The organism is Pseudophaeobacter leonis (assembly GCF_002087335.1).
Taxonomy (GTDB): Bacteria; Pseudomonadota; Alphaproteobacteria; order Rhodobacterales; family Rhodobacteraceae; genus Pseudophaeobacter; species Pseudophaeobacter leonis.
Genome location: NZ_MWVJ01000113.1, coordinates 39360 through 63282 on the forward strand (window position 1 = coordinate 39360; position 23923 = coordinate 63282).

At 57.8% G+C, this 23923-nt stretch carries 13 protein-coding genes and 6 pseudogenes; 9 read left to right on the plus strand and 10 right to left on the minus strand.

Annotated elements, in window-relative coordinates:
• The first annotated feature begins 133 nt into the window (after window positions 1-133).
• The 4 genes and pseudogenes from B4968_RS20995 to B4968_RS21010 all read left to right on the plus strand — a co-directional run bounded on the left by B4968_RS20995 (window position 134) and on the right by B4968_RS21010 (window position 4565).
• Window positions 134-1956 (plus strand): annotated as a pseudogene (locus B4968_RS20995) (DUF294 nucleotidyltransferase-like domain-containing protein).
• A 115-nt stretch (window positions 1957-2071) separates the two neighbouring features.
• Window positions 2072-2590, plus strand: coding sequence for a hypothetical protein (locus tag B4968_RS21000; protein WP_083101183.1), 519 nt, complete (start codon window positions 2072-2074; stop codon window positions 2588-2590).
• Window positions 2591-2593: 3 nt separating this feature from the next.
• Window positions 2594-4049, plus strand: a pseudogene (locus tag B4968_RS21005) (3'-5' exonuclease).
• Between the two features lie 15 nt (window positions 4050-4064).
• Entirely contained in the window at window positions 4065-4565 is a 501-nt protein-coding gene (locus B4968_RS21010; protein ID WP_083101184.1) for a flavin reductase family protein, read from the plus strand.
• Window positions 4566-4739: 174 nt separating this feature from the next.
• Here B4968_RS21010 and B4968_RS21015 read toward each other — a convergent pair whose 3' ends face one another.
• The 6 genes and pseudogenes from B4968_RS21015 to B4968_RS21040 form a co-directional block, all read right to left on the minus strand.
• Window positions 4740-5726 carry an ABC transporter substrate-binding protein gene (locus B4968_RS21015; protein ID WP_083101185.1) on the minus strand — a complete coding sequence of 329 codons (987 nt, stop codon included), beginning with the start codon at window positions 5724-5726 and terminating at the stop codon, window positions 4740-4742.
• 225 nt (window positions 5727-5951) lie between these two features.
• Window positions 5952-6796, minus strand: a pseudogene (locus B4968_RS21020) (ABC transporter permease).
• Window positions 6793-7709, minus strand: a pseudogene (locus tag B4968_RS21025) (ABC transporter permease). The pseudogenes B4968_RS21020 and B4968_RS21025 overlap by 4 nt, the downstream one beginning before the upstream one ends.
• A 36-nt stretch (window positions 7710-7745) precedes the next feature.
• Window positions 7746-8567: an ABC transporter ATP-binding protein gene (locus B4968_RS21030; protein WP_083101186.1), complete on the minus strand. Its 822-nt coding sequence runs from the start codon at window positions 8565-8567 to the stop codon at window positions 7746-7748.
• Window positions 8568-8645: 78 nt separating this feature from the next.
• Entirely contained in the window at window positions 8646-10100 is a 1455-nt protein-coding gene (hydA, locus tag B4968_RS21035; RefSeq protein ID WP_083101187.1) for a dihydropyrimidinase, read from the minus strand.
• Window positions 10101-10243: 143 nt separating this feature from the next.
• Window positions 10244-11494 (minus strand): Zn-dependent hydrolase, encoded by a 1251-nt coding sequence (locus B4968_RS21040; protein ID WP_083101188.1) that lies wholly within the window; start codon window positions 11492-11494, stop codon window positions 10244-10246.
• A gap of 255 nt (window positions 11495-11749) precedes the next feature.
• On the opposite strand from B4968_RS21040, the gene B4968_RS21045 reads away from it, so the two are divergent.
• Window positions 11750-12364, plus strand: a complete 615-nt coding sequence (locus B4968_RS21045) for a TetR family transcriptional regulator C-terminal domain-containing protein (protein ID WP_083101189.1) — start codon at window positions 11750-11752, stop codon at window positions 12362-12364.
• Between the two features lie 116 nt (window positions 12365-12480).
• Here the strand turns inward: B4968_RS21045 and preA are convergent, their stop codons facing one another.
• The 3 genes and pseudogenes from preA to B4968_RS21060 form a co-directional block, all read right to left on the minus strand.
• Window positions 12481-13785, minus strand: a complete 1305-nt coding sequence (gene preA, locus B4968_RS21050) for an NAD-dependent dihydropyrimidine dehydrogenase subunit PreA (RefSeq protein WP_083101190.1) — start codon at window positions 13783-13785, stop codon at window positions 12481-12483.
• 59 nt (window positions 13786-13844) lie between these two features.
• Window positions 13845-15179, minus strand: a pseudogene (locus B4968_RS21055) (NAD(P)-dependent oxidoreductase).
• Between the two features lie 506 nt (window positions 15180-15685).
• Window positions 15686-16085, minus strand: a pseudogene (locus tag B4968_RS21060) (RidA family protein).
• A 270-nt stretch (window positions 16086-16355) separates the two neighbouring features.
• Between B4968_RS21060 and B4968_RS23330 the strand changes: the two are divergent.
• The 4 genes from B4968_RS23330 to B4968_RS21090 all read left to right on the plus strand — a co-directional run bounded on the left by B4968_RS23330 (window position 16356) and on the right by B4968_RS21090 (window position 22799).
• Window positions 16356-16565 (plus strand): hypothetical protein, encoded by a 210-nt coding sequence (locus B4968_RS23330; RefSeq protein ID WP_139792957.1) that lies wholly within the window; start codon window positions 16356-16358, stop codon window positions 16563-16565.
• A 525-nt stretch (window positions 16566-17090) separates the two neighbouring features.
• Window positions 17091-17723, plus strand: a complete 633-nt coding sequence (locus B4968_RS21070) for an Ig-like domain-containing protein (RefSeq protein WP_083101192.1) — start codon at window positions 17091-17093, stop codon at window positions 17721-17723.
• Window positions 17701-20460 carry a cadherin-like domain-containing protein gene (locus tag B4968_RS21075; protein ID WP_083101193.1) on the plus strand — a complete coding sequence of 920 codons (2760 nt, stop codon included), beginning with the start codon at window positions 17701-17703 and terminating at the stop codon, window positions 20458-20460. The genes B4968_RS21070 and B4968_RS21075 overlap by 23 nt, the downstream gene beginning before the upstream one ends.
• Window positions 20461-21554: 1094 nt before the next feature.
• Entirely contained in the window at window positions 21555-22799 is a 1245-nt protein-coding gene (locus B4968_RS21090) for a class I SAM-dependent methyltransferase (RefSeq protein WP_083101195.1), read from the plus strand.
• 295 nt (window positions 22800-23094) lie between these two features.
• Here the strand turns inward: B4968_RS21090 and B4968_RS21095 are convergent, their stop codons facing one another.
• Entirely contained in the window at window positions 23095-23616 is a 522-nt protein-coding gene (locus B4968_RS21095) for a hypothetical protein (RefSeq protein ID WP_083101196.1), read from the minus strand.
• Window positions 23617-23923: the final 307 nt, after the last annotated feature.

Consider the following 23923-nt stretch of genomic DNA (forward strand, 5'->3'; position numbering starts at 1 on the left):
CTCCCTGGACGGGCCACACGCAGGCCTCCCGCCGTAACGGTCCGTCCCTTTTTATCCTCACGCCGGCCCAGGTTACGCCTAGGCCGGCAGCTATATTCTCTTACAACCCCTTCCCTCAAGACAGGTCCTGACGATGCCGCTTTCTGAAACAGATCTGATCCGCTTTCTGACCTCCGTGCACCCCTATGACAGCCTTGCCCTCCAGGTCCTGAGGGATCTCGCGCCAAAGTTTCAAATCCTGTCGATCACCCCCGGCACACAGGTCTATGGCCTGGGCGAGGATCTCGCAGGTCTGTATCTGGTGCACCACGGCGAGGTCGAAGTGATGGACGAAAACGGCATGGCGATCTCTGTTCTGGGGTCGCGAAATTCTTTTGGTGAACGGGGGCTGACCCGTGGCGGACGGGCTGTCACCTCTGCCACCGCCTCAATGGCATCTGTACTGCTACTGCTACCCCGCGATGATTTTGAAGCGCTGATGCAGGCCGAACCCGCGGTTGCCCGCTTCATTGATCGCCGCCGACCTGAGGCCAGTCGCCAGAATGGTCTCACCACAATCCGCGCCGAAAGCATCATGGCAGCGCCTCCTGTCACCTGTTCGGCGGGGCTCACCTGTCAGGGTGCGGCCCAACTGATGCGCCAGCATCATATCTCTTGTGTCTGCATCAGTGACGGTGACGCCCTGCAGGGCATCCTGACCACCCGTGACCTCACCGAGAAACTGCTGTCCGAGGGCCTGCCCTTCTCGACCCCCGTGTCGCAGATCATGACCCGAGCGCCCCATTGCCTGCCCCCCTCTGCCATTGGATCAGACGTGCTGCACGCGATGATGGAGCTGCATATCGGCCATATACCAATCGTGCAAAACGGCAGCCTGCTGGGCATCACCCCCCAGCCCGATCTGACCCGGTTTCAGGCCGTCAGCTCGGCTGAGCTGGTCTCCAGCCTGTGAGCGCCACCACGGCAGAGGCGATGGCAAAGGTCACAGCTGAGATTCCGCGTCTGCTCGTACAGCTGGTGGCCGGCGGCAACCGCCACGAGGTGGTCACCCGGCTGATCACAGATATTGCCGACACCGTCACCCGACGCCTGCTGACCCTGGCAGAGGAGAAACTGGGACCAGCTCCGGTTCCCTATCTCTGGCTTGCCTGTGGCAGTCAGGGCCGACAAGAACAGACCGGCGTGTCGGATCAAGACAAATGCCTGATCCTGGCCGATACGGTCGACGCCAAGGGCGAGGCCTATTTTGCCGCGCTGGCCGCCTTTGTCTGTGACGGGCTCAATACCTGCGGCTATGTCTATTGCCCTGGCGATATGATGGCCTCAAACCCGCGCTGGCGTCAGCCGCTGCGCATCTGGCGCGACTATTTTGACGGCTGGATCAACAAACCCGGCCCCGAAGCACAAATGCTGGCCTCGGTGATGTTTGATCTGCGCCCGATTGGCGGCGACCCCAGCCTGTTTGCAGGGCTGCAGACAGAGGTTCTGGCCGCCGCCTGCGCCAATTCGATCTTTGTCGCGCATCTAACCTCAAACGAGCTGAAACACACACCTCCCCTGGGCCTGTTGCGCGGCTTTGCCACCATCCGGTCAGGAGAGCACCGCAACACACTGGACATGAAGCACAATGGCGTGGTTCCGGTCACCGATCTGGGGCGTATCTATGCGCTGCAGGCCAGGATCCCGGCGGTAAACACCCGCGCCCGCCTTGAGGCCGCAGCTGCCGTCGGCGCGATCAGCCCAAGCGGGGCGCGCGATCTGATAGATGCCTATGACCTGAACGCCCCGACCCGGCTGGAACATCAGGCCGCTCTGGTGCGCCGCGGCGCAGCGCCAGATAACTACCTGATGCCCTCCACTCTGTCCGACTTTGAGCGAAGTCATCTGCGCGATGCCTTTGTTGTGGTAAAAACCATGCAATCCGCGCTTGGACACGGTAAATCTATGCTCGGCTGAGCCCTATCATGCTCTGCCGGGCGCGCGCACGCTCAGGCCCGACAGGGTACAAAGGGCACAACAGACCCAGCAAGCAAGCTTCGACAGCTGGCACCAAACGCACAAAGGATAGCCTATGTTTCTGGAATTGATTGCAGTGATTTTTGCCGGTGTGGCGGTGGCTGGTGTCGTCATGCTGGTCAACCGGACGCTTGGCAACCGACTGCCTGCATGGCTGGCTCCGGTGGCTGCAGGGCTTGCGATGATTGGCGTCACGGTCGCGTCGGAATACGGCTGGTACGGGCGCACGGTTGCCAATCTGCCCGACGGGCTGGTGGTCGCCGAAGCGGTGGAGCGCCAGAGTTTTTACCGCCCCTGGACCTATGTGGTGCCCTACACTGAGCGCTTTGTCGCCGTTGACACCGCCACCCTGCGCAGCCATTCCAACCAGCCTGACCAGCATCTGGCAGAAATCTTTTTCTTTGGCCGTTGGGCCCCCATCAGCCAGCTGACCACCGTAGTGGATTGCGCCTCCTGGCGGCGCGCCGTGGTTGCCGCACAGACCACGTTTTCCGACACGGGTGAAATTGACGGCGTGGACTGGATCTCACCGTCGCGCAAGGATGCCATACTGACCGCAGTTTGTGGAGGCTGAGCTATGCTGACCTATCTGAGCCTTCGGTTACGGATCTTTCTGTTTTTTTGCCTGCTGGCCTTTGGCTCCATCGCGGTGGTCATGGCAGGGCTCTGGATCAGTTATCAGCGCGCAGGCCTGCCTGCGCTGCTGGACCCCTTTGTTTTTGCAGGCCTGCTTAGCTCGTTTTCCATTCTGGGGCTGTGTGCTGCCATCTGGTTGTTGTTTGACGAGCATGTCGCCAAGCCGATCGAGGCTCTGGCCTCGCAGATGCGGGTGCGGGCCCATGGCGGTGTGAGCCGTGCTATTGATGAAAAATTCGCCCGGTATCTTGGCGATCTTGCACCTGCGGCCGCCGGGCTCGCCGGGCAGCTGGGCGATGCAACCCTGCTCCGCGCCCGCGATATAGCCGAGGAAACCGCCCGACTGGAGGCAGAAAAGGCGCGCCTTACCGCTCTGTTGAGCGAGCTGCCTGTCGCCACCGTCCTGCTGGGGCCTGACCATCGCATTGTTCTTTATGATGCGCAGGCGGCAGCCGTGCTGGCCCAGATCGCGCATCCGCGTCTCAATGCCTGTCTGTTTGACTATCTGGATCAGGCCGCACTGAAGGCGGCGCATAAACAGATGATCAGGACCGGCAAAGAAGTCCTTGCCAGTGTCACGGGGCGCGACGGGGCGCAAAGCTATAGCCTGCGCCTGAAACCGCTGGGAGAGGGTGAGGGCTATATCGGTCATATTTGACGCAGCCGTGGCCGAAATCTCCCCGGAGGCGGCGCGGCCGCTGATTTTTGACTTTGATCTGCTCGACCGGCCCCTGCTGGAGATCGAGGACCGGCCCCTAAAAGAGCTGTGCTTTGCGGTGTTTGATACCGAAACCACGGGGCTTTTGCCGCATAAGGACGAGATCGTGCAGATCGGCGCCCTCAGGGTGCTAAACGGCCGCCTCATCGAAGGCGAGCAGTTTGACACCCTTGTGGATCCACAGCGGCCCATTCCAGAGGCGTCAACCCGGGTTCATGGCGTCAGCGATGACATGGTCCGGGGGGCACCGGTTATTGCCAAGGCGGCTGCCGCCTTTCATCTTTTTGCCTCGGATGCAGTGATCGTGGCGCATAATGCGCCTTTTGACATGGCCTTTCTGCGCCGCCACGCGGCGGCTGCAAAGGTGCAATGGGATCACCCTATTCTGGACACGGTGCTGCTGAGCGCCGTTCTTTTTGGCGCCTCGGTTCCACACACGCTTGATGCGCTGTGCGACAGGCTGGACATCACCATTCCCACCGCACTGCGCCACACCGCACTGGGCGATGCCCAGGCCACCGCCGAAGCGCTGGTCAAAATGATCCCGATGCTGCAGGCGCTCGGCTTTGACACTTTGGGTGAGGTCATTGCCCAGACGCGCCGCCACGGACGCCTGTTGGAAGACCTGAACCCGGTGGACAATCACGGTGGCACATGGCAGGCAGGCAGCAAGACCTGAACAAAGGCGCGCGACATGCCACAAACCAGTTTCATTCCCGGTGCTGACACCGCCCGGGCCTACAGGGATGCCCTGGGATGCTTTGGCACCGGGGTTACAGTTGTGACCACCATGACCGAAAGTGGCCCTCTGGCGATCACGGTCAACAGCTTCACCTCCGTCTCAATAGAGCCGCCACTGCTGCTCTGGTGCCCGGGCCACAGCTCTTTGCGCCATGACGCCTTTGTCTCAGCCAAGAGCTTTTCCATCCATGTTCTCGCTGAAGACCAGCTGGAAATGGCACAGCACTTTGCCCGCGATGGCGATAGTTTCACCGAGGTGGACTGGCATCTCAGCGAGGCGCAGACCCCTGCCCTGTCCGGCCCCATCGCCCGCTTTGACTGTCGCCACTATGCCGCACATCCCGCAGGCGATCACACCATAGTACTGGGCCAGGTGACCTCCGTCACGACGCGCCCCGGCAATGGCTTGATCTTTAAACACGGGCAGTACGGTGGATTCCTGGGGCAGCTTTAGACGCGCTCCTGCTTACCCCTTGATAAATATCCGCTTCAGGCCTATGAGGCCGCACAAAAAAACCGCCAAACCCAGGGGTTCAGCGGACTAATTTTTCTCAGAGGGGCCGGTCTGATCCTGTCCCCAAGCCTCCTCAACGGACCGAACGATCCCTTGAGGAGAACAGGCGCAGGCTTACTTCAGAGCGGCGTCGGTGATGACATGGCTCCAGGCGCCTTCAGGCATCTTGGTGATAACGGGCGAGTCGCCGCCTTCGAGCAGGGTTTTTACGGTGCGCTCATAGTCGGCCACATCCAGCGCGCCATTGCTGCCGGCGGTCAGTTTGGCAACTTCACGCATCATACGCTGCTGGTGCATTTCGGTCTGCGCGCCAGAGGCATCGTTTTCCAGAATGATATCAGCGGCCTCATCAGGATTCGCTTCAGCGTATTTCCAGCCCTTCATCGAGGCGCGCACAAAACGCTCCATTTTGGCGACAAAAGCCGGGTCTTCCAGGTTCTCTTCCAGCACATAAAGACCATCTTCCAGCGTCGCGACGCCCTGATCCTCATATTTGAAGGTGATCAGCTTTTCGGGAGCCACACCGGAATCGATGACCTGCCAGTACTCGTTGTAGGTCATGGTCGAGATGCAATCGGCCTGACGCTGCAACAGAGGGTCAACGTTAAAGCCCTGCTTCAGAACCTCGACGCCCATCTCTCCCTTGGCTTCGGTTGAGATCCCCAGCTTGCTCATCCAGCTCATGAAGGGGAATTCATTGCCAAAGAACCATACACCCAGGGTACGGTTGGACAGATCCGCAGGCGTCGCAATGCCGGCGTCTTTCCAGCAGGTCAGCTGCATGCCAGAGCTTTTGTAGGGCTGGGCGATATTGACCAGCGGCAGACCCTTTTCGCGGGCCGCCAGGGCGGCAGGCATCCACTCAACAGTGACGTCAGCGCCGCCACCGGCAATAACCTGAGTTGGTGCAATGTCTGGGCCACCCGGCAGGATGGTGACGTTCAGGTCTTCTTCGCCGTAAAAGCCCTTATCCAAGGCCACATAGTAGCCAGCGAACTGTGCCTGTGTCACCCATTTCAGCTGCAGTTTTACATCGTCCGACGCCTGTGCGGCACCGACAGTTGCAAGTGCCAGACCGGCTGCTGTCAAAATGTGTTTCATGAGATCGTTCTCCCTGATTTAGGTTATGAAGAAAGCTTGCGCGAATTTGACCCTTCGATCAAATATTATTATTTTATTTACCTAAAACCTTTAGGCTTTTTGCGCAGCTCTTGAGCGTTGTTTCCGGTCACGTGGTTAATTTTTCACCATCTTAAAGGACCAGACCAGAGCGCTCCTCTGGTCATAGCCACCCCGCGCCAAAACACGGAGTGGCCTGATAATGTTTTAGCCGCGCTGTGACGGGTGCCAGAAGGTCAGGCTTTTCTCGACCAAAGCGATTGTGCCGTAAAACAAAGACCCGGCAAGAGCTGCCATCACGATTTCGGCCCAGACCATATCAAGCGCCAACTGGCCAACGCTGGTAGAAATCCGAAACCCCATCCCGACGGTGGGCGAGCCAAAGAATTCAGCAACGATCGCACCAACCAGCGCCAGCGTGGTCGAGATCTTGAGCCCGTTAAAGATAAAGGGCAAGGCGGCCGGCAGGCGCAGCTTGAAAAAGCTCTGCCAGTAGCTGGCGGCATAGGTCTGCATCAGATCGCGCTGCATGGCAGAGGTTTCGCGCAGGCCCGCAACCGTGTTCACCAGCATGGGAAAGAACACCATGACCACCACAACAGCCGCCTTGGACTGCCAGTCAAAGCCAAACCACATCACCAGAATGGGGGCCGTGCCAACATCGGCAGCGCCGCGACAAAATTGCCCACCGGCAACAGCCCGCGACGCAAAAAGTCACTGCGATCCACCGCAACAGCCATCAAAAGCGCCGCAGAGCAGCCCATGATATAGCCCGACAGCGCCCCCTTCAGGAAGGTCTGCTGCAGATCCTTCCACAGGATCGGCAAGGAGCTGGCAAAGCGGTCAGCAATCAGGCTCGGCGCTGGCAGGATCACCATCGACACCTCAAGCCCCCGCACCAAAAGCTCCCATATTATCAGCACAGTGACACCAAAGATCACAGGCACCAGCAGTTTAACTGCACGGGTGCTGGCGGCGGCAGAGTTGGCGAGACGGCTGTTCAGCCACCAGCCAGCACACCAGACCACCACAGCAAGAATGACTTCAATCATGACACCATTCCCATCCGTTTGAGCACTGCCTTCTCGATGAGTTCAAGCAAGGCCACCAAGAGCCCGGCCAGAATGGCTGCGGCAAACAGGGCTGACCAGATTTGCACGGTCTGGCCATAATAACTGCCCGCCAACAGACGCGCGCCAAGGCCGGAAACCGCACCCGTTGGCAGCTCTCCCACGATAGCCCCCAGCAGGGACGCCGCGATGCCGATCTTGAGCGAGGTAAAGAGATAGGGCATCGACGACGGCAGCCGCAGCTTCCAAAAGCCCTGATTGGTATTGGCACTATAGGTTTTCAGCAGATCCAGCTGCATCGCATCCGGGCTGCGCAAGCCCTTTACCATGCCAACCACCACAGGAAAGAAGCTGAGATAGGCCGAGATGATCGCCTTGGGCAGGATGCCTTGCACCCCGATTGAGTAGAGCACCACGATAATCATCGGTGCCAGCGCAATAATCGGGGTGGTCTGACTGACGATAGCCCAGGGCATCACCGACATATCCATCACGCGTGAATGCACAATCCCCACGGCGAGCAAAATGCCCAGGCCAGTGCCGATGACAAACCCCAGCAAGGTTGCCTTTAGCGTCACCTGCGCGTGATAGACCAGCGAGCGTTTCGAGGTGACTTTCTTCTGAACCGTGGTCTTCCACAGCTCTGACATCACCTGATGCGGCGCCGGCAGACGCGGCCGGTCCTGCGCAAAGGTATCGGCGATGGCAAATGTATTGCCAGCAACCAGGCCAAAGGTCCCCATGTCGCGGCGCGCTTTAGAGGTCGCAGGGGTGACTTCGGCCCCGGCGCGTTCAGCGGCGTCCAGCACGCCCTTGATGTTCATCGGCACGCAGGCGGCGTACCAAAAGGCCACAATGGCCGCAGCACGGTGAGGACGGAAAGAAAAGTCTTCATACCCCCGCCTCCCTTGTCAGAATGACACGCAGAAGATCAATCATCGGCATGCCCTGCCCGCAGGCCTTCGCGGACCCGGTGGGCGATGTCGATAAATTCCTGGCTGTCGCGAATATCCAGCGGGCGTTCGCGCGGCAAGGTGCTCTCGATCACATCGGTAATGCGGCCCGGACGCGGGCTCATCACTACGATCTTGGTCGACAGATACACCGCCTCGGGGATCGAGTGGGTGACAAAACCGATGGTTTTGTTGGTGCGCGCCCAGAGCTTCAAAAGCTGCTCATTGAGGTGGTCGCGGACAATTTCATCCAGCGCCCCAAAAGGCTCGTCCATCAGCAGGATATCGGCATCAAAGGCCAGCGCGCGCGCAATACTGGCACGCTGCTGCATGCCGCCCGACAACTGCCAGGGGTATTTTCCACCAAAGCCCGTAAGCTCTACCAGTTCCAGCACCTGCTCTACACGTTTGTCTTGTTCGGCCTTTGAGTACCCCATGATTTCAAGCGGCAGCTTGATATTCTTGGCAATGGTGCGCCAGGGATACAGACCAGCGGCCTGAAACACATAGCCATAGGCGCGCTGTTTGCGGGCCTCATCCGGGCTCATGCCATTGACCGTGATAGAGCCGCCCGTGGGATGTTCCAGCGCCGCCATCACCCGCAAAAACGTGGTTTTGCCACAGCCCGAGGGGCCGATAAAGCTGACAAAATCGCCCTTGTTGATGGTGAGGTTCACATCCTTAAGCGCCTGCACCGAGCCGTCATTTGTCGGGAAAACCAGATCTAGGTTTTTCGCTTCGACGACGGCCTCGGTGGCACCTTGTTGGGCATGGGCCTGGGTAGTCGTTTGAGTATTCATTTCTTCGCCTTGCTCAGACTATGAGTGGGCCGCCTCAAAGACAGACACGCGATGTCGGTCCGGGGCAGCCCAGCTCTTTTATACGCCGGTTGCGGGAATGCCAGTGCGTTCTACAGGCCGCGGCGCGGTCAGCTCTTTCCAGCTGGAGAGTGCCTTGTTCACCGTGGTGTTGGCTTCGCGCTCAACAAAGCGGCCATGGCCTTCCTGGGTGCGGATTTCACCATCATGCACCGCAACCTGGCCACGTGTCAGGGTAAAGCGCGGCAGGCCTTTGACCTCTTTGCCCTCAAAGACGTTGTAATCGATGGCCGACTGCTGCGTCCCTGCGGTGATCGTTTTGGACTTTTCCGGATCCCACACCACCAGATCGGCATCGGCCCCCACCAGAACCGCACCCTTTTTCGGGTAGCAATTCAGGATCTTGGCAATATTGGTCGAGGTCACCGCGACAAACTCGTTCGGGGTGATGCGGCCGGTGGCGACGCCATGGGTCCAGAGCATCGGCATCCGGTCTTCAAGGCCGCCGGTGCCATTGGGGATCTTGGTGAAATCGCCAAGGCCATAGCGTTTCTGCTCGGTCGAGAAGGCACAGTGATCGGTGGCAACCACCGAAAGCGAGCCCGACTGCAGACCGGCCCAGAGGCTGTCCTGGTGCATTTTATTGCGGAAGGGTGGCGACATGACACGACGGGCGGCGTGGTCCCAATCGGGGTTGAAATACTCGCTCTCGTCCAGCGTCAGGTGCTGGATCAGCGGCTCGCCCCAGACCCGTTTGCCCTGCTGACGCGCCCGGCGAATGGCCTCATGGCTGTCCTCGCAGGAGGTATGCACCACATAGAGCGGAACACCCGCCATATCAGCGATCATGATGGCACGGTTGGTGGCCTCGCCTTCGACCTGGGGAGGGCGTGAATAGGCATGTGCCTCGGGGCCGGTATTGCCTTCGGCCAGCAGCTTGGCCGAGAGTTCCGCCACCACATCACCGTTTTCGGCATGCACCATGGCGATGCCACCCAGCTCCGACAGACGCTTAAAGCTGGAATACATCTCGTCATCATTGACCATCAAAGCGCCCTTATAGGCCATGAAGTGCTTGAAGGTATTGATGCCGCGGGTCTCGATCACCGTCTTCATGTCGTCAAAGACCTGCTCGCCCCACCAGGTCACAGCCATGTGGAACGAGTAGTCGCAGTTGGCGCGGGTCGATTTATTATCCCAGCGCTTTAGCGCGTCCAGCATGCCTTCGCCCGGGTTTGGCAGGGCAAAATCCACCACCATCGTGGTGCCGCCAGCCAGACCGGCACGGGTGCCAGATTCAAAATCATCGGTGGAATAGGTGCCCATAAAGGGCATTTCCAGATGGGTATGCGGGTCAATCCCGCCCGGCATGACATAGCAGCCGGTGGCGTCGAGTTCTTCGTCGCCCTTCAGATTGGCGCCGATCTGGGTGATCACACCACCTTCGATCAAAACATCCGCTTTGTAGGTAAGGTCGGCCGTGACGATTGTGCCGTTCTTGATGACTTTACTCATGAATAAAACTCCCTGAGACGGGGCGATTTACGCCTCCAATGTTTCTTTTGCCGCGTGTCGCGCGCGCTGTTTTTTGCATCTGTCCCGAAACTCTCGGGGCGCAGCCCTGCTGGGACTGCACGGTCAGAGCCCTGTTTGCTGGGTCAGGAAACGATTTCCGCGGTCTCAACAACCGCGTGGAACAGCACATTGCCGCCAGCTTCTGCCCAGTCCTTGCTGATCTCTTCCGCCTCGTTATGCGAAAGCCCATCAACGCAGGGGCACATGATCATCGCAGTTGGGGCCACCCGATTGATCCAGCAAGCGTCATGGCCGGCACCAGAGATGATATCAAGATGCGAATAGCCCAGCCGGTCAGCCGCGCTGCGCACAGCAGTAACACAGGTCTCGTCAAATTTCACCGGATCAAAGCCGCCGACCTTTTCAAACTCGATCTGCATATCCATGGCTTCAACAATGTCCTTGCCCTCTTCGCGCAGACGCAGCTCCATGTCTTCGATCACGGCAAGCTCTGGTGAGCGGAAATCGACGGTAAAGACCACCTTACCCGGGATCACATTGCGTGAGTTGGGATAGACGTCGATATGCCCCGCCGCCCCAACAGCGCTTGGCGCATGTGACCAGGCGATTTCGTCCACCGCCTCAAGCACCCGCGCCATGGCGAGGCCCGCGTTGCGGCGCATCGGCATCGGAGTGGAGCCCGTGTGCGCATCGCGCCCGGTAATAGTGACCTGCGTCCAGCTGAGACCCTGACCATGGGTGACGACACCAATATCCTTGCCCTCAGCCTCCAGAATGGGCCCCTGTTCGATATGCAGCTCAAAGAAAGCATGCATCTTGCGCGCGCCAACCTCTTCGTCGCCGCGCCAGCCGATGCGCTTTAGCTCATCGCCAAATTTCTTGCCCTCGGCATCCTCGACATTATAGGCCCAGTCCTGGGTGTGAATGCCGGCAAAAACCCCCGATGACAGCATGGCCGGCGCATAGCGCGTGCCTTCTTCATTGGTGAAATTTGTCGCCACAATGGGATGTTTTGTCTTGATATTCATGTCGTTCAGGGACCGAATCAATTCCAGCCCCGCAAGCACCCCCAAAACGCCATCGTATTTGCCACCGGTCGGCTGCGTGTCCAGGTGTGATCCCACATAGACCGGCAGCGCGTCGGGGTCCGTGCCTTCGCGGCGGGCAAACATATTGCCCATCTGGTCCAGCCCCATGGTGCAGCCGGCCTCTTCACACCATTTCTGAAACAAGGCGCGCCCCTCGGCGTCTTCGTCGGTCAAGGTCTGGCGATTGTTACCCCCTGCGATACCGGGGCCGATCTTGGCCATATCCATCAGGCTCTGGGAGAGCCTGTCGCCGTTGATTTTCAGATTCTGTCCCAAAGACGTCATCGCAGCTTCCTTCCTGTTCCCCCCGCTGATCAAGCGGGTTATTCTTGGCTTGGCACCAATTGGTGGCTTTGAAGCGTTGGTCGGTTTCCAAAGAGTTGGATTTGACCAACTGGTCAAACTCACGCTATCACGGGTTCGGCACCAGTCAAGAAATTGAGTCACATTGGCTCGGAATTCCCCAGAAACCTGGGGGAAAATGCGCAAATTGCGGGCGATCTCTCCCGCGCAACGGCCAGTAAGGATCTCTTATCCACAATGCCCAAGGACCGCCCCCCCACCCGCATCCAGAAAAAGAATCGCGCAGCAATTTTGGAGGCCGCGCTTGAGGTGTTCTCAGCGCATGGGTTTCGCGGCGCGACCGTGGATCAGATCGCCAACCAGGCGGGTCTGTCAAAGCCGAATTTGCTGTATTATTTTCCTTCCAAAGACGCGAAGTTCACCGCGCTGATGTCAGAGCTGCTGGATACCTGGCTTGACCCGATGCGCGAGATAGATGCCGAGGGCGATCCGCTGGAAGAGATCCTTGCCTATGTGCAGCGCAAACTGCAGATGAGCCGGGATTTTCCGCGAGAAAGCCGACTGTTTGCCAATGAAATCGTGCAGGGTGCGCCGCGTATGCTTGACGCGTTGTCCACGGATCTGCGGGTGCTGCTGGAAGAAAAAGAAGCGGTTCTGCTGGCCTGGATGGCGGCAGGAAAAATCAATCAGACGCACCCCAAGCACCTGATGTTTTCCATCTGGGCGCTGACCCAGCACTATGCGGATTTTGACGTACAGGTTCGCATGCTCATGGAAGGCGAAGACCCTTTTGATGCCGCCCCTGAGTTCCTGGAAACTCTTTATCGGCGTATGCTTACGCCCAAAAGTTAAAGATAATTAACCCTGTCTGACGCAGGTCAGAAATCACAGGCCTGAAACCACAAATGCAAAAGGGGCAGCGCCATGGCACCGCCCCTTTTCAGTCTGTCCCCACAGGGGAAAAACGCTTATTCCGCAGCTGTCGCTGAGGGATTGTTGGGATGCGTTGTCCAGTTGGCATAGTCGCCCGAGACTACCTTGCCGGTGCGCTCATCAATCTGACCTGCAGCAACCTCTTCCATGGTGATACAGCCCTCGATTGGGCAGACACTCACACAGAGATTACAGGCAACACATTCATCATCCTTAACCGTAAAGACCCGGTCAGCGCTCATCTCGATGGCCTGGTGCGAGGTGTCTTCGCAGGCGGCAAAACAGCGGCCACAACTGATGCAGTCGTCCTGATCGATCTCGGCCTTGGCAACATAGTTCAGATCCAGATACTGCCAGTCGGTGACATTGGGAACCGCCATGCCGATGAAGTCCTGGGTAGAAGTATAGCCCTGCTCATCCATCCAGGTCGACAGGCCCGGGATCATCTCTTTGACCACGTTAAAGCCATAGGTCATCGCGGCGGTGCAGACCTGTACGTTGCCAGCCCCCAGCGCCATGAATTCTGCCGCGTCCTTCCAGGTGGTCACGCCACCGATGGCCGAGATCGGCAGGCCTGCCGTCTGTGGGCAGCGGGCGATTTCGGCCACCATGTTCATGGCAATGGGCTTTACCGCAGGGCCACAATAGCCGCCGTGGGTGCCTTTGCCCCCAACCGTGGGCTCGGGCGCCATCAGGTTCAGATCCACCGAGACAATCGAGTTGATCGTGTTGATCAGGCTGACCGCGTCGCCACCGCCCGCCTTGGCCGCACGCGCCGGAAAGCGCACGTCAGTGATGTTTGGCGTCAGCTTTACGATCACGGGCTTTGAGTAGTACTTTTTGCACCACTCGGTCACCATCTGGATGTATTCGGGCACCTGCCCCACAGCCGCGCCCATGCCGCGCTCGGCCATGCCGTGCGGGCAGCCAAAGTTCAGCTCGATGCCATCGGCACCGGTGGCCTCAACCTTGGGCAGGATGTCTTTCCAGGCCTGCTCTTCGCAGGGCACCATGATCGACACAATGACCGCACGATCCGGGTAGTCCTTTTTGACACGGGTGATTTCCTCGAGGTTGATCTCAAGCGAGCGATCAGTGATCAGCTCGATATTGTTCAGCCCCAGCAGGCGACGGTCAGCGCCAAAGATCGCGCCATAGCGCGGGCCGTTCACATTGACCACGGGCGGGCCTTCGGAGCCGAGGGTCTTCCAGACCACTCCACCCCAGCCGGCCTCAAAGGCACGCCGCACATTGTATTCTTTATCCGTGGGCGGCGCCGAGGCCAGCCAGAACGGGTTTGGAGATTTAATCCCCAGGAATTCTGTTGTCAGATCAGCCATTTGTCTGCTCCTTCCCATGCTCGCTTGGGGCCGTTGCCTGGGCGACGACCCCGGCTTGCTCAGCCCATCAGGCTCGTATGAATATCCATTGCGGCATCGCGGCCCTCGGCCACAGCTGTCACGGTGAGGTCTTCGCCACCCGAGGCACAGTCGCCCCCGGCCCAGACCATTGCCACCGAGGTGCGCCCGGTTGCGTCGACCATGATCTTGCCGCCCTCAAGCTCAACCTCTTCTGGCTGGCCCACAAGGCTTTGACCGATGGCCTTATAGACCTGTTCGGCGGCCAGACGCATGGTCTCACCGGTGCCGCGCACACGCCCGTCTTCGACGCTGGTATACTCCAGCTCGATCTCGGCTGCAGCCCCGTTGCCATGGATGGCTACGGGCATCACATTGAACAGCAGCGTCACGCCTTAAGAGGCCGGGAGGTCTTGTTCAAAACGGCTGGCGCCCATGGCCTCACGGTCGCGGCGATAGGCGATGGTGACGTTTTCAGCCCCCAGCAGTTTTGACTGCACAGCAGCATCCACCGCCGTCCTGCCACCGCCAATGACCACAACATTGCGGCCAACGGGCAGCGTCGTCAGATCTTCCGCCTGGCGCAGCTCTTCAATAAAGTCCCCCGCGTCACGCACACCGTCCAGCTCCTCACCTTCGGCCCGCAGGGAATTCACCCCGGCCAGACCAATAGAGAGGAACACCGCGTCAAAGTCGCCCTGCAGCGCCGCAAGCGTGAGGTCAGTGCCCAGCTTTTTGCCGTATTCAACGGTGATGCCGCCGATCTGCAACAGCCAGTCCACTTCACGCGCGGCAAAGTTCTCGGTCGATTTATAGGCGGCGATACCAAATTCGTTCAGGCCACCCGCCTTTGATTTGGCATCATACATCACCACGTCATGGCCCAGCATCGCCAGACGATGCGCCGCCGACAGGCCAGCAGGCCCTGCACCAACAACGGCAACCCGCTTGCCTGTGCTGGCGGTACGGCTAAAGGGATGCTCATTGCGCTGCATAATCAGATCCGTGGCAAACCGCTGCAAACGGCCGATCTCGACCGGCTTGCCTTCGGCAGCTTCACGCACGCAGGCTTCTTCGCAGAGGGGTGCCGTCGGACAGACCCGCGCGCACATGCCACCCAGAATATTCTGATCCAGAATGGTCTTGGCCGCCGAGGCCGGATGCCCGGCCTGAATCTCGCGGATGAACTGCGGGATGTCGATGCTGGTGGGGCATGCGGTCATGCAGGGCGCATCATAGCAGAAATAGCAACGATCTGCAGCCACCGAGGCCTCATGCGCGTCATATGCGGGATGTAGATCCCCAAAATTGTCGGCGATCTCAGGAGCGGCCAATCGCCCTGCCTGAATGCCTGATGCCTGATGGCTACTCGCCATTGGGTGTCTCCCTGACTGTGTTCTTATACGACTCAGAGTGCCACAGTTTGATTTTTTATCAACTGGTAAAATTTTGAAAATTGCAAAAAACCCTGCCGCATCCATCAGGAGTTCAGCCTAACACCCTAATATAAGATGATAAAACACATCGCCCATTTCTTGAGCAGGCTCAAAAAACTGTCCATACGCGCGCACCATGCCAGCCCCTTTGTCTGGCCCGCCTATAAAGTTTGTCCGGCCCGACTGTAAATAAGTGTCGTTTGAAGCTGTTGGGCATGCACAGCTGCAAGCCGCCTTTATCTCGCTTGATCAGCCATGAATGCTCACTTGAATGCTCACAGGGGAGGCTCAACCGAGGACAAGACGCCTACGCAGGACTGAACGCCTACGCAGGACTGGACGCCTATGCAGGACTGGCGGGCTCTCCGCAGCACGTAGCAGAAACACAAAGACCGGCGGTTCTCCCCACCGGCCTCAATCTGCATGTCGCGCATCACTTCAAAGGTCTAAGAGGGCAGAACAGCCGTTGCTTCGATCTCGACCCTTGGCCTCGTCTTCGACCAGCGCCGAGACCACAACCATGGTCATGGCCGGGAAGTGATAGCCCATAACTGCACGGTAGGCAGCACCAACCTGGCTTTGATGCGCCAGGTACTCAGCCTTATCAGTCACATACCAGGTCAGGCGGGTGATATCACTGGCCTGACCGCCAGCAGCCTCCACCACTTCGAGAATATTACGCAGCGCCTGGCTCATCTGGCCGATAAACCCGTGCTCTTCAAAGATCTGATCAGCGGTCCAGCCAATCTGGCCGCCCACAAACAACAGCTTTCCTTCGGCGACCATGCCATTGGCGTAGCCCTTGGCCGGTTTCCACCCTTCGGGATGTACTGAAATGGCAGGCATGGGGCTCTCCTTAAAATCGGTGCACTCTAGAGTATGTTGCCGCAATATCAGGCAGTGTCATTTTTATTTCAAGCTTAAAATTTATAGCCCTGAAATAGTTCCATCCTGCAGCTCTCCACATCTACCCTACAGCCCGCTATCTCTTAGGCTCCAGCCTCATTGCTTTGGAGCCAGAACACGACGGTTGCAGCGAGAGCAATTGCCGATCGGAATACTGTGGGACAACGGTCGTATCGGGTGGACACCTCCGCGCCGTTCAAGGATTTCGCTATGTCGAATGAAACCCGCCCCCGCATCGCCGCTATTGGCCGCTCCTGGCTCGCGGCCGAGGTGATCAAGGCGCAATGGATGCCCCTGCACTCCACTGACCTGCCGTGGAAACCTGACCTGGTCGTCTCGGCGCAATCGGCTATCACCCCTCGCCGCTGGTGCAAGACTATGTCGCGGCGGCTTTGCAAACGGCGGCCCTGGCGCAATTGAACACGAGCCTGAACGCGTCCATCAGCAATGTCTCATCAACGCAGACACAAGGCCTGTCCAACCTTGCCGACGAGAACAGGGCAACCAAAGCCCATACGCGAACGTGCTGCCCGCCCATATTTCGACCTAGCCGGACAGCCCGCCAATGCCAAAATGGACGGCGAGCCAATGTGGAAGTCCCACCTGCCAGAGGTAGACGCGGTTCTGCAGGCGCAATGAATACCGAAAGCTGGGAGAACCTAAAAGACGAATTTGAAGCTGTCGGGCTTAAGATCCCTAGTTAGCCGAAACGGACTTGTTTGGCCGCTATGCTCAGTTTGTGTACCTTGCAAAGTCGCGCTTCTCTCCTGAGCTTACCGTTGTTACCCATCGTGAATGCTGCAAAGCAGCCCATCATTGCAGAAATTGGCGCGTTGATGCATCATTTTGGATCTCCAAGGTCGGCTGAGCGGATGGTGTGGATGGCTCCCGCATCACCCGGCGTCGCAATGCGCCATAGTGCAGTTGCTATGAACTGCTTATGAGATGGGAACTGGCACCGCCAGCTATGAGGTCGCCGCAACCAGTGCCGCCGGACTGGCGCTGACGTTTGATGGGGTGAGTATCACCTATAACGCCGACGACGCCCTGCAGCACCTCGCCGCCGGAGAAGTCTTCAGCGACAGCTTTACCTATACGGTGACCGACGCAAACGGCAACACAGCTACCGCAACCGTCACCCTCTCCGTGACAGGCCAAGCCAGCGACAGCGGCCCGGTCGCAAATGACGACCGTTTAGGCTCTGCTGGTGGGACATCCCAGCCAGGCTACGTCGCAGGTGACGAATTCAACATCGAAACCGGTGATGCGCGGTGGAATAATTTACCTTCTACGGCGGCGACCGGCACTGGAGGCGCGATAGTTGTCTGGGATGCCCAAGGGCCAGCAAGTAACGAAGACCAAGGAATTCGATGCACCATTCTTGATGCTGAAGGCAATGTTGTCGTCAGTGAGTTTCAGGTAAGCACCCCTAGTGATCTGGGTGTTCTGGGAATGAGCGCAGTTGTATCTTACCTTCCCAAATGGGGATTTTGTTGTCGCCTGGGAAACGTGGCAAGAGGACGATGCCGAATTAGGCGACCAAGGCTACGTGGTGATGGCACGGGTGTACAATGCTGACGGGATCCCAAAGGGGGACGAATTTGCGGCCTCCGATGCCTTTGATGTGGACGCGCGTCTCTACCCCGAAATAGAAACACTCGAAGACGGCTCATTTGCAGTTTCCTGGACGAACAGTGGAATTGACGGGTACGACTTGCAGGTTTCGATTTTTGATCAATCGGGAAACCGTATCGCAGAACCGTTTTCCCTGGATGAAGATCCGGATGGGTTTCTATTGGAACCAGAGATTTCGGCGCTTCCCGACGGGGGCTTTGTGGCCACATGGACTGCAGGAGGAACGGTCAGAGCCCGCATCTTTGATGAGGCTGGGGCTGAAGTTGTCCCAGAGTTTCAGGTCAATTCCGAGACCCTGACCGGCAGCGATGCATACTCCTCTGTCTCGGTACATGACGATGGGCGCTTTGTGGTCACCTGGAAGCACCGGGATGGTACCGGCAACGATGGAGACTCCTTTATCCGGGCTGCTGTTTTCAACGCCGATGGCTCGGTTGCAATCGATGAATTTGACGTGGCGGCAGCGGATGGCCCCGTTCATTTTGGACTGGTGAACCAGGTTGAGTTCCTGCCCAATGGACAGTTTGTTGTCGCCTGGACCAACTACCCGGGCGAGGGCATTTACTACCATGATGTCTTTGCCAGAATTTACAATGCTGATGGTACCCCTGCTACGGAAGTCTTTCTGGTAAACGAGCAGATCGCTGAAAGTCAGCATGCGGTTGATATCGTTGTACTGGATAATGAAAGCTTCATGATCACCTGGGAATCGATGGATGGCACACGGTCCAGTGACAGTGATATCGCCGGGAGGATATATGATTTTGAGGGCCACCCCTTTGGCGACAACGACACCGACGAAGACCATAGGGTTGAAATTGACGTCGCGCAACTCCTTGAAAATGATGAATTTACTAACGCACAGAACCTGGTTTTCTCCCTCAACGGGGACCAAAGCGCCAATGGGGCCAGCCTCTCCTATGATGCAGACACCGGTTTGGTCACCTATGATCCCACGGCGGCGGATGACATTCAGGCCCTGGCGCAGGGCGACAGCCTTGAGGACACATTCACCTACACTCTGACAGATGCCGCAGGCAACACCGACACGGCAACGGTCACTTTGACGGTCGGCGGCGCAGACGAAGCTGCGAACACCGCCCCCAATGCACAGGATGATCGTTTGACAGGGACGCGCGCAGGCTTTGCCACCATCGAGGGAAGCGGCGAGATCACGATTTCAAATGAGGAGACGAGTTTTCTGCTTCATGATCCAAAGGTTATCGCGCGCAAGGACGGCGGCTCAATTTTCGCTTGGGAAGAGTATGATGATCACCTTTCTGGAATTAGGGTTCGCATTGTGGATGCGGATGGAAATGATGTTCGCACACCTTTTTTCGCCAATTCAGACGAATATGGACCGCAGAACAATTTTGAGTTAACCGAACTTGAGGATGGCGGTTTTGCTGTCACCTGGCTAACGGACGGTTGGAAACGTCCCGGTTTGGATACTCATACAACATTGCGGATTTTCAATGCCGATGGCTCTCCCCGAACCGACGAAATCGCCCTGGTGAATTGGGAGGGGAATGATTTTACCACCTTCAGAGTCGTCGGGTTGAGCAACGGCAATATCCTGGTCACGTCTTTTGGCAGCACATACTCATCAGGTAGTTACAAGGGGAACTCCGAAATTGGCGGCACGATTTACTCCCCACAGGGCGTGCAGGTCGGGAGGCCAATATCAATGGGGCGAGATGACTTGCTCGCCGGAGGATACCTGCAGGACGTAACTGTTGAGGCGCTCGAAAATGGTGGCTTCATCACCTTTTGGACCACGCGTTCCACTGAAGGAGGACAAAAAACAACCATTGTTCAGGCTGGAATTTTCGACAATTCTGGTAGAGAAGTGGTGACCAATCTTGAAATCGCCTCGCGAACGATAGATGGAAATTGGGTGGACCTGATGAATGTCCAGGTTTCTGCCAATGAAGACGGATCCTTTGTTGTCACTTGGCAAGAAACCTCCCTTGGTCTGGGCACGGAACTGAGTTTGGTCGGAAGGGTTTTCAACCCCGATGGCACTGCAGCTTCAGAAGAATTCACATTCCTGGACCATGTTGTGACAGGCACCACCGGTTTTGCCGCCAATGGTGATGTAACCTGGTTGTCTGCGGACCAATTTGTTGTGACCTGGACAGGGGCGGACTCCTCGAAAAGCGGCGTCTTTGCTCAGGTCTTCACTGCGGATGGAACCCCGGTGACGGACAGTATTGTTGTCAATGAGGGGGAGGACGGTTTTCAAACCATAAGCTCTGTTGCCCTCCTCAATGATGGCCGCTTCGTCGTCAATTGGTACACTGATGAGAATGACACCCGCGAGGTCAAGGCCCAGATTTTTGAACTATCGGGTGAAGCAGTCGATCTGCCCTTTGCGATGGAGGATAGTATTGCCACGCTCCAGGCGTCGGAGGTGTTGGCAAATGATACGGATGTTGATGGCGATGCCTTTGTCTTCTCGCTGGACGGCGCCGTAAGCGAAAATGGCGCCAGCCTCTCCTATGACGCAGACAGTGGTTTGATCACCTATGATCCAACCGCGGCGGATGCCATTCAGGCCTTGGAGGCCAATGAGGTTATGGAAGACACATTTTCCTATACCATTTCCGATGGAAACGGTGGCTTTGATCAGGCCACTGTCACCGTGGTCGTTGGCGGCCTGGATGAGATTTTGAGCTAACATTCAACCTGCCTGCGGCCGACGCAATGGCATCGGCCGCAGGCAAACAGTTCAGAGCCAAAATGAGCTTTTTCTGAAACCGAAATAGCCCTGAGTGCAGATATCATCGACTGTCTGATCAATTGCTCGCCCCGGTTGCGCACCTCTGCTCCCTCCGCCAAAACGAACCTGGGAGCCTAAATGTTTCGCATCTGGCTCGGAACGTCGCATAGGGTGGCGCCAAAGTGCAAAGCATGTTGGTCGGGCAAACGTCGCGTGTGGGCTTGGGCGTTGGGTGGCTACATTATGCCCCCACCTTATGCCCCCCACCTTCTCTGAACGGAATTCAGTGCCATCAGTCCACATGCGGTGCAGCAGAACAGCAAGTTTTCTGGCAACAGCGACAACCGCGCGGCGTCACCCTTTCGTCCGCATTAAACGCATCCGCCACGATTTGATCTGCGATCCTGCCATCGTGCGTATCAGCAATGCATGGCTCACAAGATCGCAAGGACACATCAAGTCCGGCAAATATTCCATCGTCGTTCTCCCTTGTTCACAGTCAGCCTGTGGTCTTATCGGGATCTCGAGCTCAAATCAGGGTCAGCCCAACTACGCATGCTTTGGACCGTTGCCCCCTTCCCGCTTCAACAAGAAAGGGAAACGCCAAAGAAAAGCCCGGTTTTCACTCGGGCTTGACTATCAGAGCTGGCTGTTTTCCACTCTTTGCAAGCTAGCCGCCAAGAGAACCGCTTGCGGGATATTTGTGGCCACCGCAATGATTTTTACCGGGTGCGGAGCCTGGCAATGGCAATGCCTGCCCATCCTCATCAAATCCAGCGAGGTGAAATTCAAACGCCTCCTGTGCCTGCGCTGCCAACGCGAGATCCACCCCATTCGGGGGTCTGCCCGCCTCAACCATTTCCGCAATGGCGGTCGGGTGGCGCTAAGCGTATTGAACAGAGTGCAGGTCTGCGCTGCTACGGCACACCAGCCGCGAGAGAGACAGCCCGCAAACCAAAGTCCATAGCCCACGCCTGACTTTACCATTTATTAGCTGCGAATGAGGAATATGCCAAACAATCGCATTTGCTTCAAATATGGGAAATTAAAAGTTGCCTGAAAATCAATCGCCTGCTCTGTCTCAAGAACATCGTCAGCAAGACCCCCAGGACGCAGAAAGGCTGGTCTGTCTGGCAAAATCCGAACCCCTGGGTGATGGCGGCATTCGAACGTCCCAGCTTCTCTCGGACGCCCTGACGATAGATCCCCACCACCACGAAGCGCAGTTGTTGCAGGAGCGGCTGCATCAGACATTCGTGCCCCGCTGGCATTTCCCAATGCTCGCAGACCGGGCCCGCAATAGCGCCTACGCAGAGGCCATTGCAACAAAGGTAAAACCCGGTGACGTGGTCCTCGATATCGGTTGCGGCGCTGGTTTGACAGCAATGCTGGCGGCCCGCGCCGGTGCAAAACATGTCTACACCTGCGAGCAGCAGCCCCTGATCGCGCAGGCGGCAGAGCGCGTCATTGCGCAAAACGGTCTGAGTGACCGCATTACCGTCATCCCGAAATGGTCGCATACGATTGTTGTTGGCGTCGACATCCCCGAGGCGGCAGATGTTGTAATTTCAGAAATCGTCGATACCGTTTTGCTCGGAGAAGGTGCGCTTGCCACCCTGACCCATGCAATGTCGGCGCTTGCCAAACCGCAGGCCCGGGCGATCCCTGAACGCGGCACACTGATGGCGCACCCCGTAGAAAGCGGCAAACTGATGGATATGTGGCGGCCACAAGAGGTGGAGGGCTTTGATCTGAGTGCCTTTCATCGCTTTGCAGGCATCGCTCAGTTGACACCGAACGATTTCAAAGCCTGTGCGTTTCGGGTTTTGGGCCCGGCAACAGAGCTGTTTCAGTTTGATTTCACCCGGCCAAACATCAATCCGGCACGCACAACAACAGACCTCAGCTGTACCGGCGCGGGCAGCATTCATGCGGTCTTGGTCAGTTTCACAATGGTGCTGGCGCCCGGCATTCAGGTGACAAATGGATTGAATTCCGGCGGGCATTGGGGTCGTACAGCCTTCCTGCTCGACAGCCCAAAAGCAGCAAAACCAGGCGATCGTTTGACAGTTACCGCGCAGCATGATGCGTCGCAGCTGAGCCTCTCTGTACACGAAACCCCATCCCGCGCCGACAGTGCCGAGAGTGCGGATCACGCCCCTGTCTGGGTGAACCCGGCGTGGGAGCTGCGTTCGTCTCAGCTGCAGGATGACGACAGCCTGCCGCCTGCATCAGACCCGGTCTGGAGCTCCCCAGAGGCCCAGGCCGCCGCAAACGGGCCTCATTCGTATCACTAGAAACCGCCTGCCCAGGACAGGACAGGACAGGCTAGGACGCGCCACCATAAAAGCCTTGCTTCACCCAAGCGGCGTTTTTGGTGGTGTTCACTTTGCCTGGCTGAGAAATACCGCTGCGTAGAGGAGACGGCTACGCAGCTGGCACCACTGCCCTGGCAAAAACAAGATCGCAGCGAAAGACGCAGAGAGAGTCGCAAAAGAGAGCTGTCAGTTGAACCGCTGCTCTGGGTGGAGACTGCTCAAGATTTAGCTGCAAAACAAGACCCCCAAACAACACCCCTTCAAGATCCAAATCCTATGAGGATTTTTCACCTTCCAGGAAGTGATAGGCCTCACGAAGCGTTGCACTCAAGCCGTCAAAAAATCCCGGCACAGTGACATCAACAAGACCTGCGGCTTTGTCCGCCTCATCGGTAATGGTGTCCTCAGAGGGTTTCACCACAAACGGAGCCTCCGGTGTCTTGAGCAACTCGCGATAGCTGGCGCCTTTGCCATGCTTCAACACGTTGACCGCGAGGTAATAGTGATGAACCCTCTCGGCGAGGTCGGTTTTTTGGGCCTCCAAAAGCCGTGCCTTCAGTTTTCGCGAAAAAGGGCCGCGCTTAAAATGATGCTGCATCCGCGATTCAAACACCGAGAAGGTATCAGCCGCCAATGTTTCAAGAGACACAGTCGCGGCCCGCAGCTCCTGCGTCAGGGCGCTGGACGCATCCTGCCCCTCCATATGGTGCAAAATCTCTGCAATGCGCGCCTCTGACGTCTTTGCCGTTTCTTGCGCCGTCGCAACCCGTTCAAGCAGGCTCAGTGAAGGTCCCATGGTTCAGTCTCCTTAAGGTTCCCCTTCCTTTAAGCCATGCGGCGAGGAATGACAGGGAGGGAATGGCGCAATTCAGGTCAGCAAGCACGGATATTTTGCCTTAAACGCGCCTGTGCAGCGCCGCGAGCCCTGCCACTGCAGCACGGAGCGCGCCTGCCGCGGCGACCAAGCAGAGGTGCCGCTCCTTTAGCGGCACAGCAAGGCGTCGTGAACAAGGGCCGCGTGGCCAGCAACAGGTCAGTTTGGTCGCTGATCTGTCTGGTTGTCGGCCTGTCTGGTTAATTGGCTGTCTGGTTACGGGCCTGTC

Bases quoted from the DNA above. Each gene is read 5' to 3' on its own strand.
- B4968_RS21000 (WP_083101183.1), top strand. From the start codon at position 2,072: ATGTTTCTGGAATTGATTGCAGTGATTTTTGCCGGTGTGGCGGTGGCT.
- B4968_RS21010 (WP_083101184.1), top strand. From the start codon at position 4,065: ATGCCACAAACCAGTTTCATTCCCGGTGCTGACACCGCCCGGGCCTAC.
- B4968_RS21015 (WP_083101185.1), bottom strand. From the start codon at position 5,726: ATGAAACACATTTTGACAGCAGCCGGTCTGGCACTTGCAACTGTCGGT.
- B4968_RS21030 (WP_083101186.1), bottom strand. From the start codon at position 8,567: ATGAATACTCAAACGACTACCCAGGCCCATGCCCAACAAGGTGCCACC.
- hydA (WP_083101187.1), bottom strand. From the start codon at position 10,100: ATGAGTAAAGTCATCAAGAACGGCACAATCGTCACGGCCGACCTTACC.
- B4968_RS21040 (WP_083101188.1), bottom strand. From the start codon at position 11,494: ATGACGTCTTTGGGACAGAATCTGAAAATCAACGGCGACAGGCTCTCC.
- B4968_RS21045 (WP_083101189.1), top strand. From the start codon at position 11,750: ATGCCCAAGGACCGCCCCCCCACCCGCATCCAGAAAAAGAATCGCGCA.
- preA (WP_083101190.1), bottom strand. From the start codon at position 13,785: ATGGCTGATCTGACAACAGAATTCCTGGGGATTAAATCTCCAAACCCG.
- B4968_RS23330 (WP_139792957.1), top strand. From the start codon at position 16,356: ATGTCGAATGAAACCCGCCCCCGCATCGCCGCTATTGGCCGCTCCTGG.
- B4968_RS21070 (WP_083101192.1), top strand. From the start codon at position 17,091: ATGGGAACTGGCACCGCCAGCTATGAGGTCGCCGCAACCAGTGCCGCC.
- B4968_RS21075 (WP_083101193.1), top strand. From the start codon at position 17,701: ATGGCACGGGTGTACAATGCTGACGGGATCCCAAAGGGGGACGAATTT.
- B4968_RS21095 (WP_083101196.1), bottom strand. From the start codon at position 23,616: ATGGGACCTTCACTGAGCCTGCTTGAACGGGTTGCGACGGCGCAAGAA.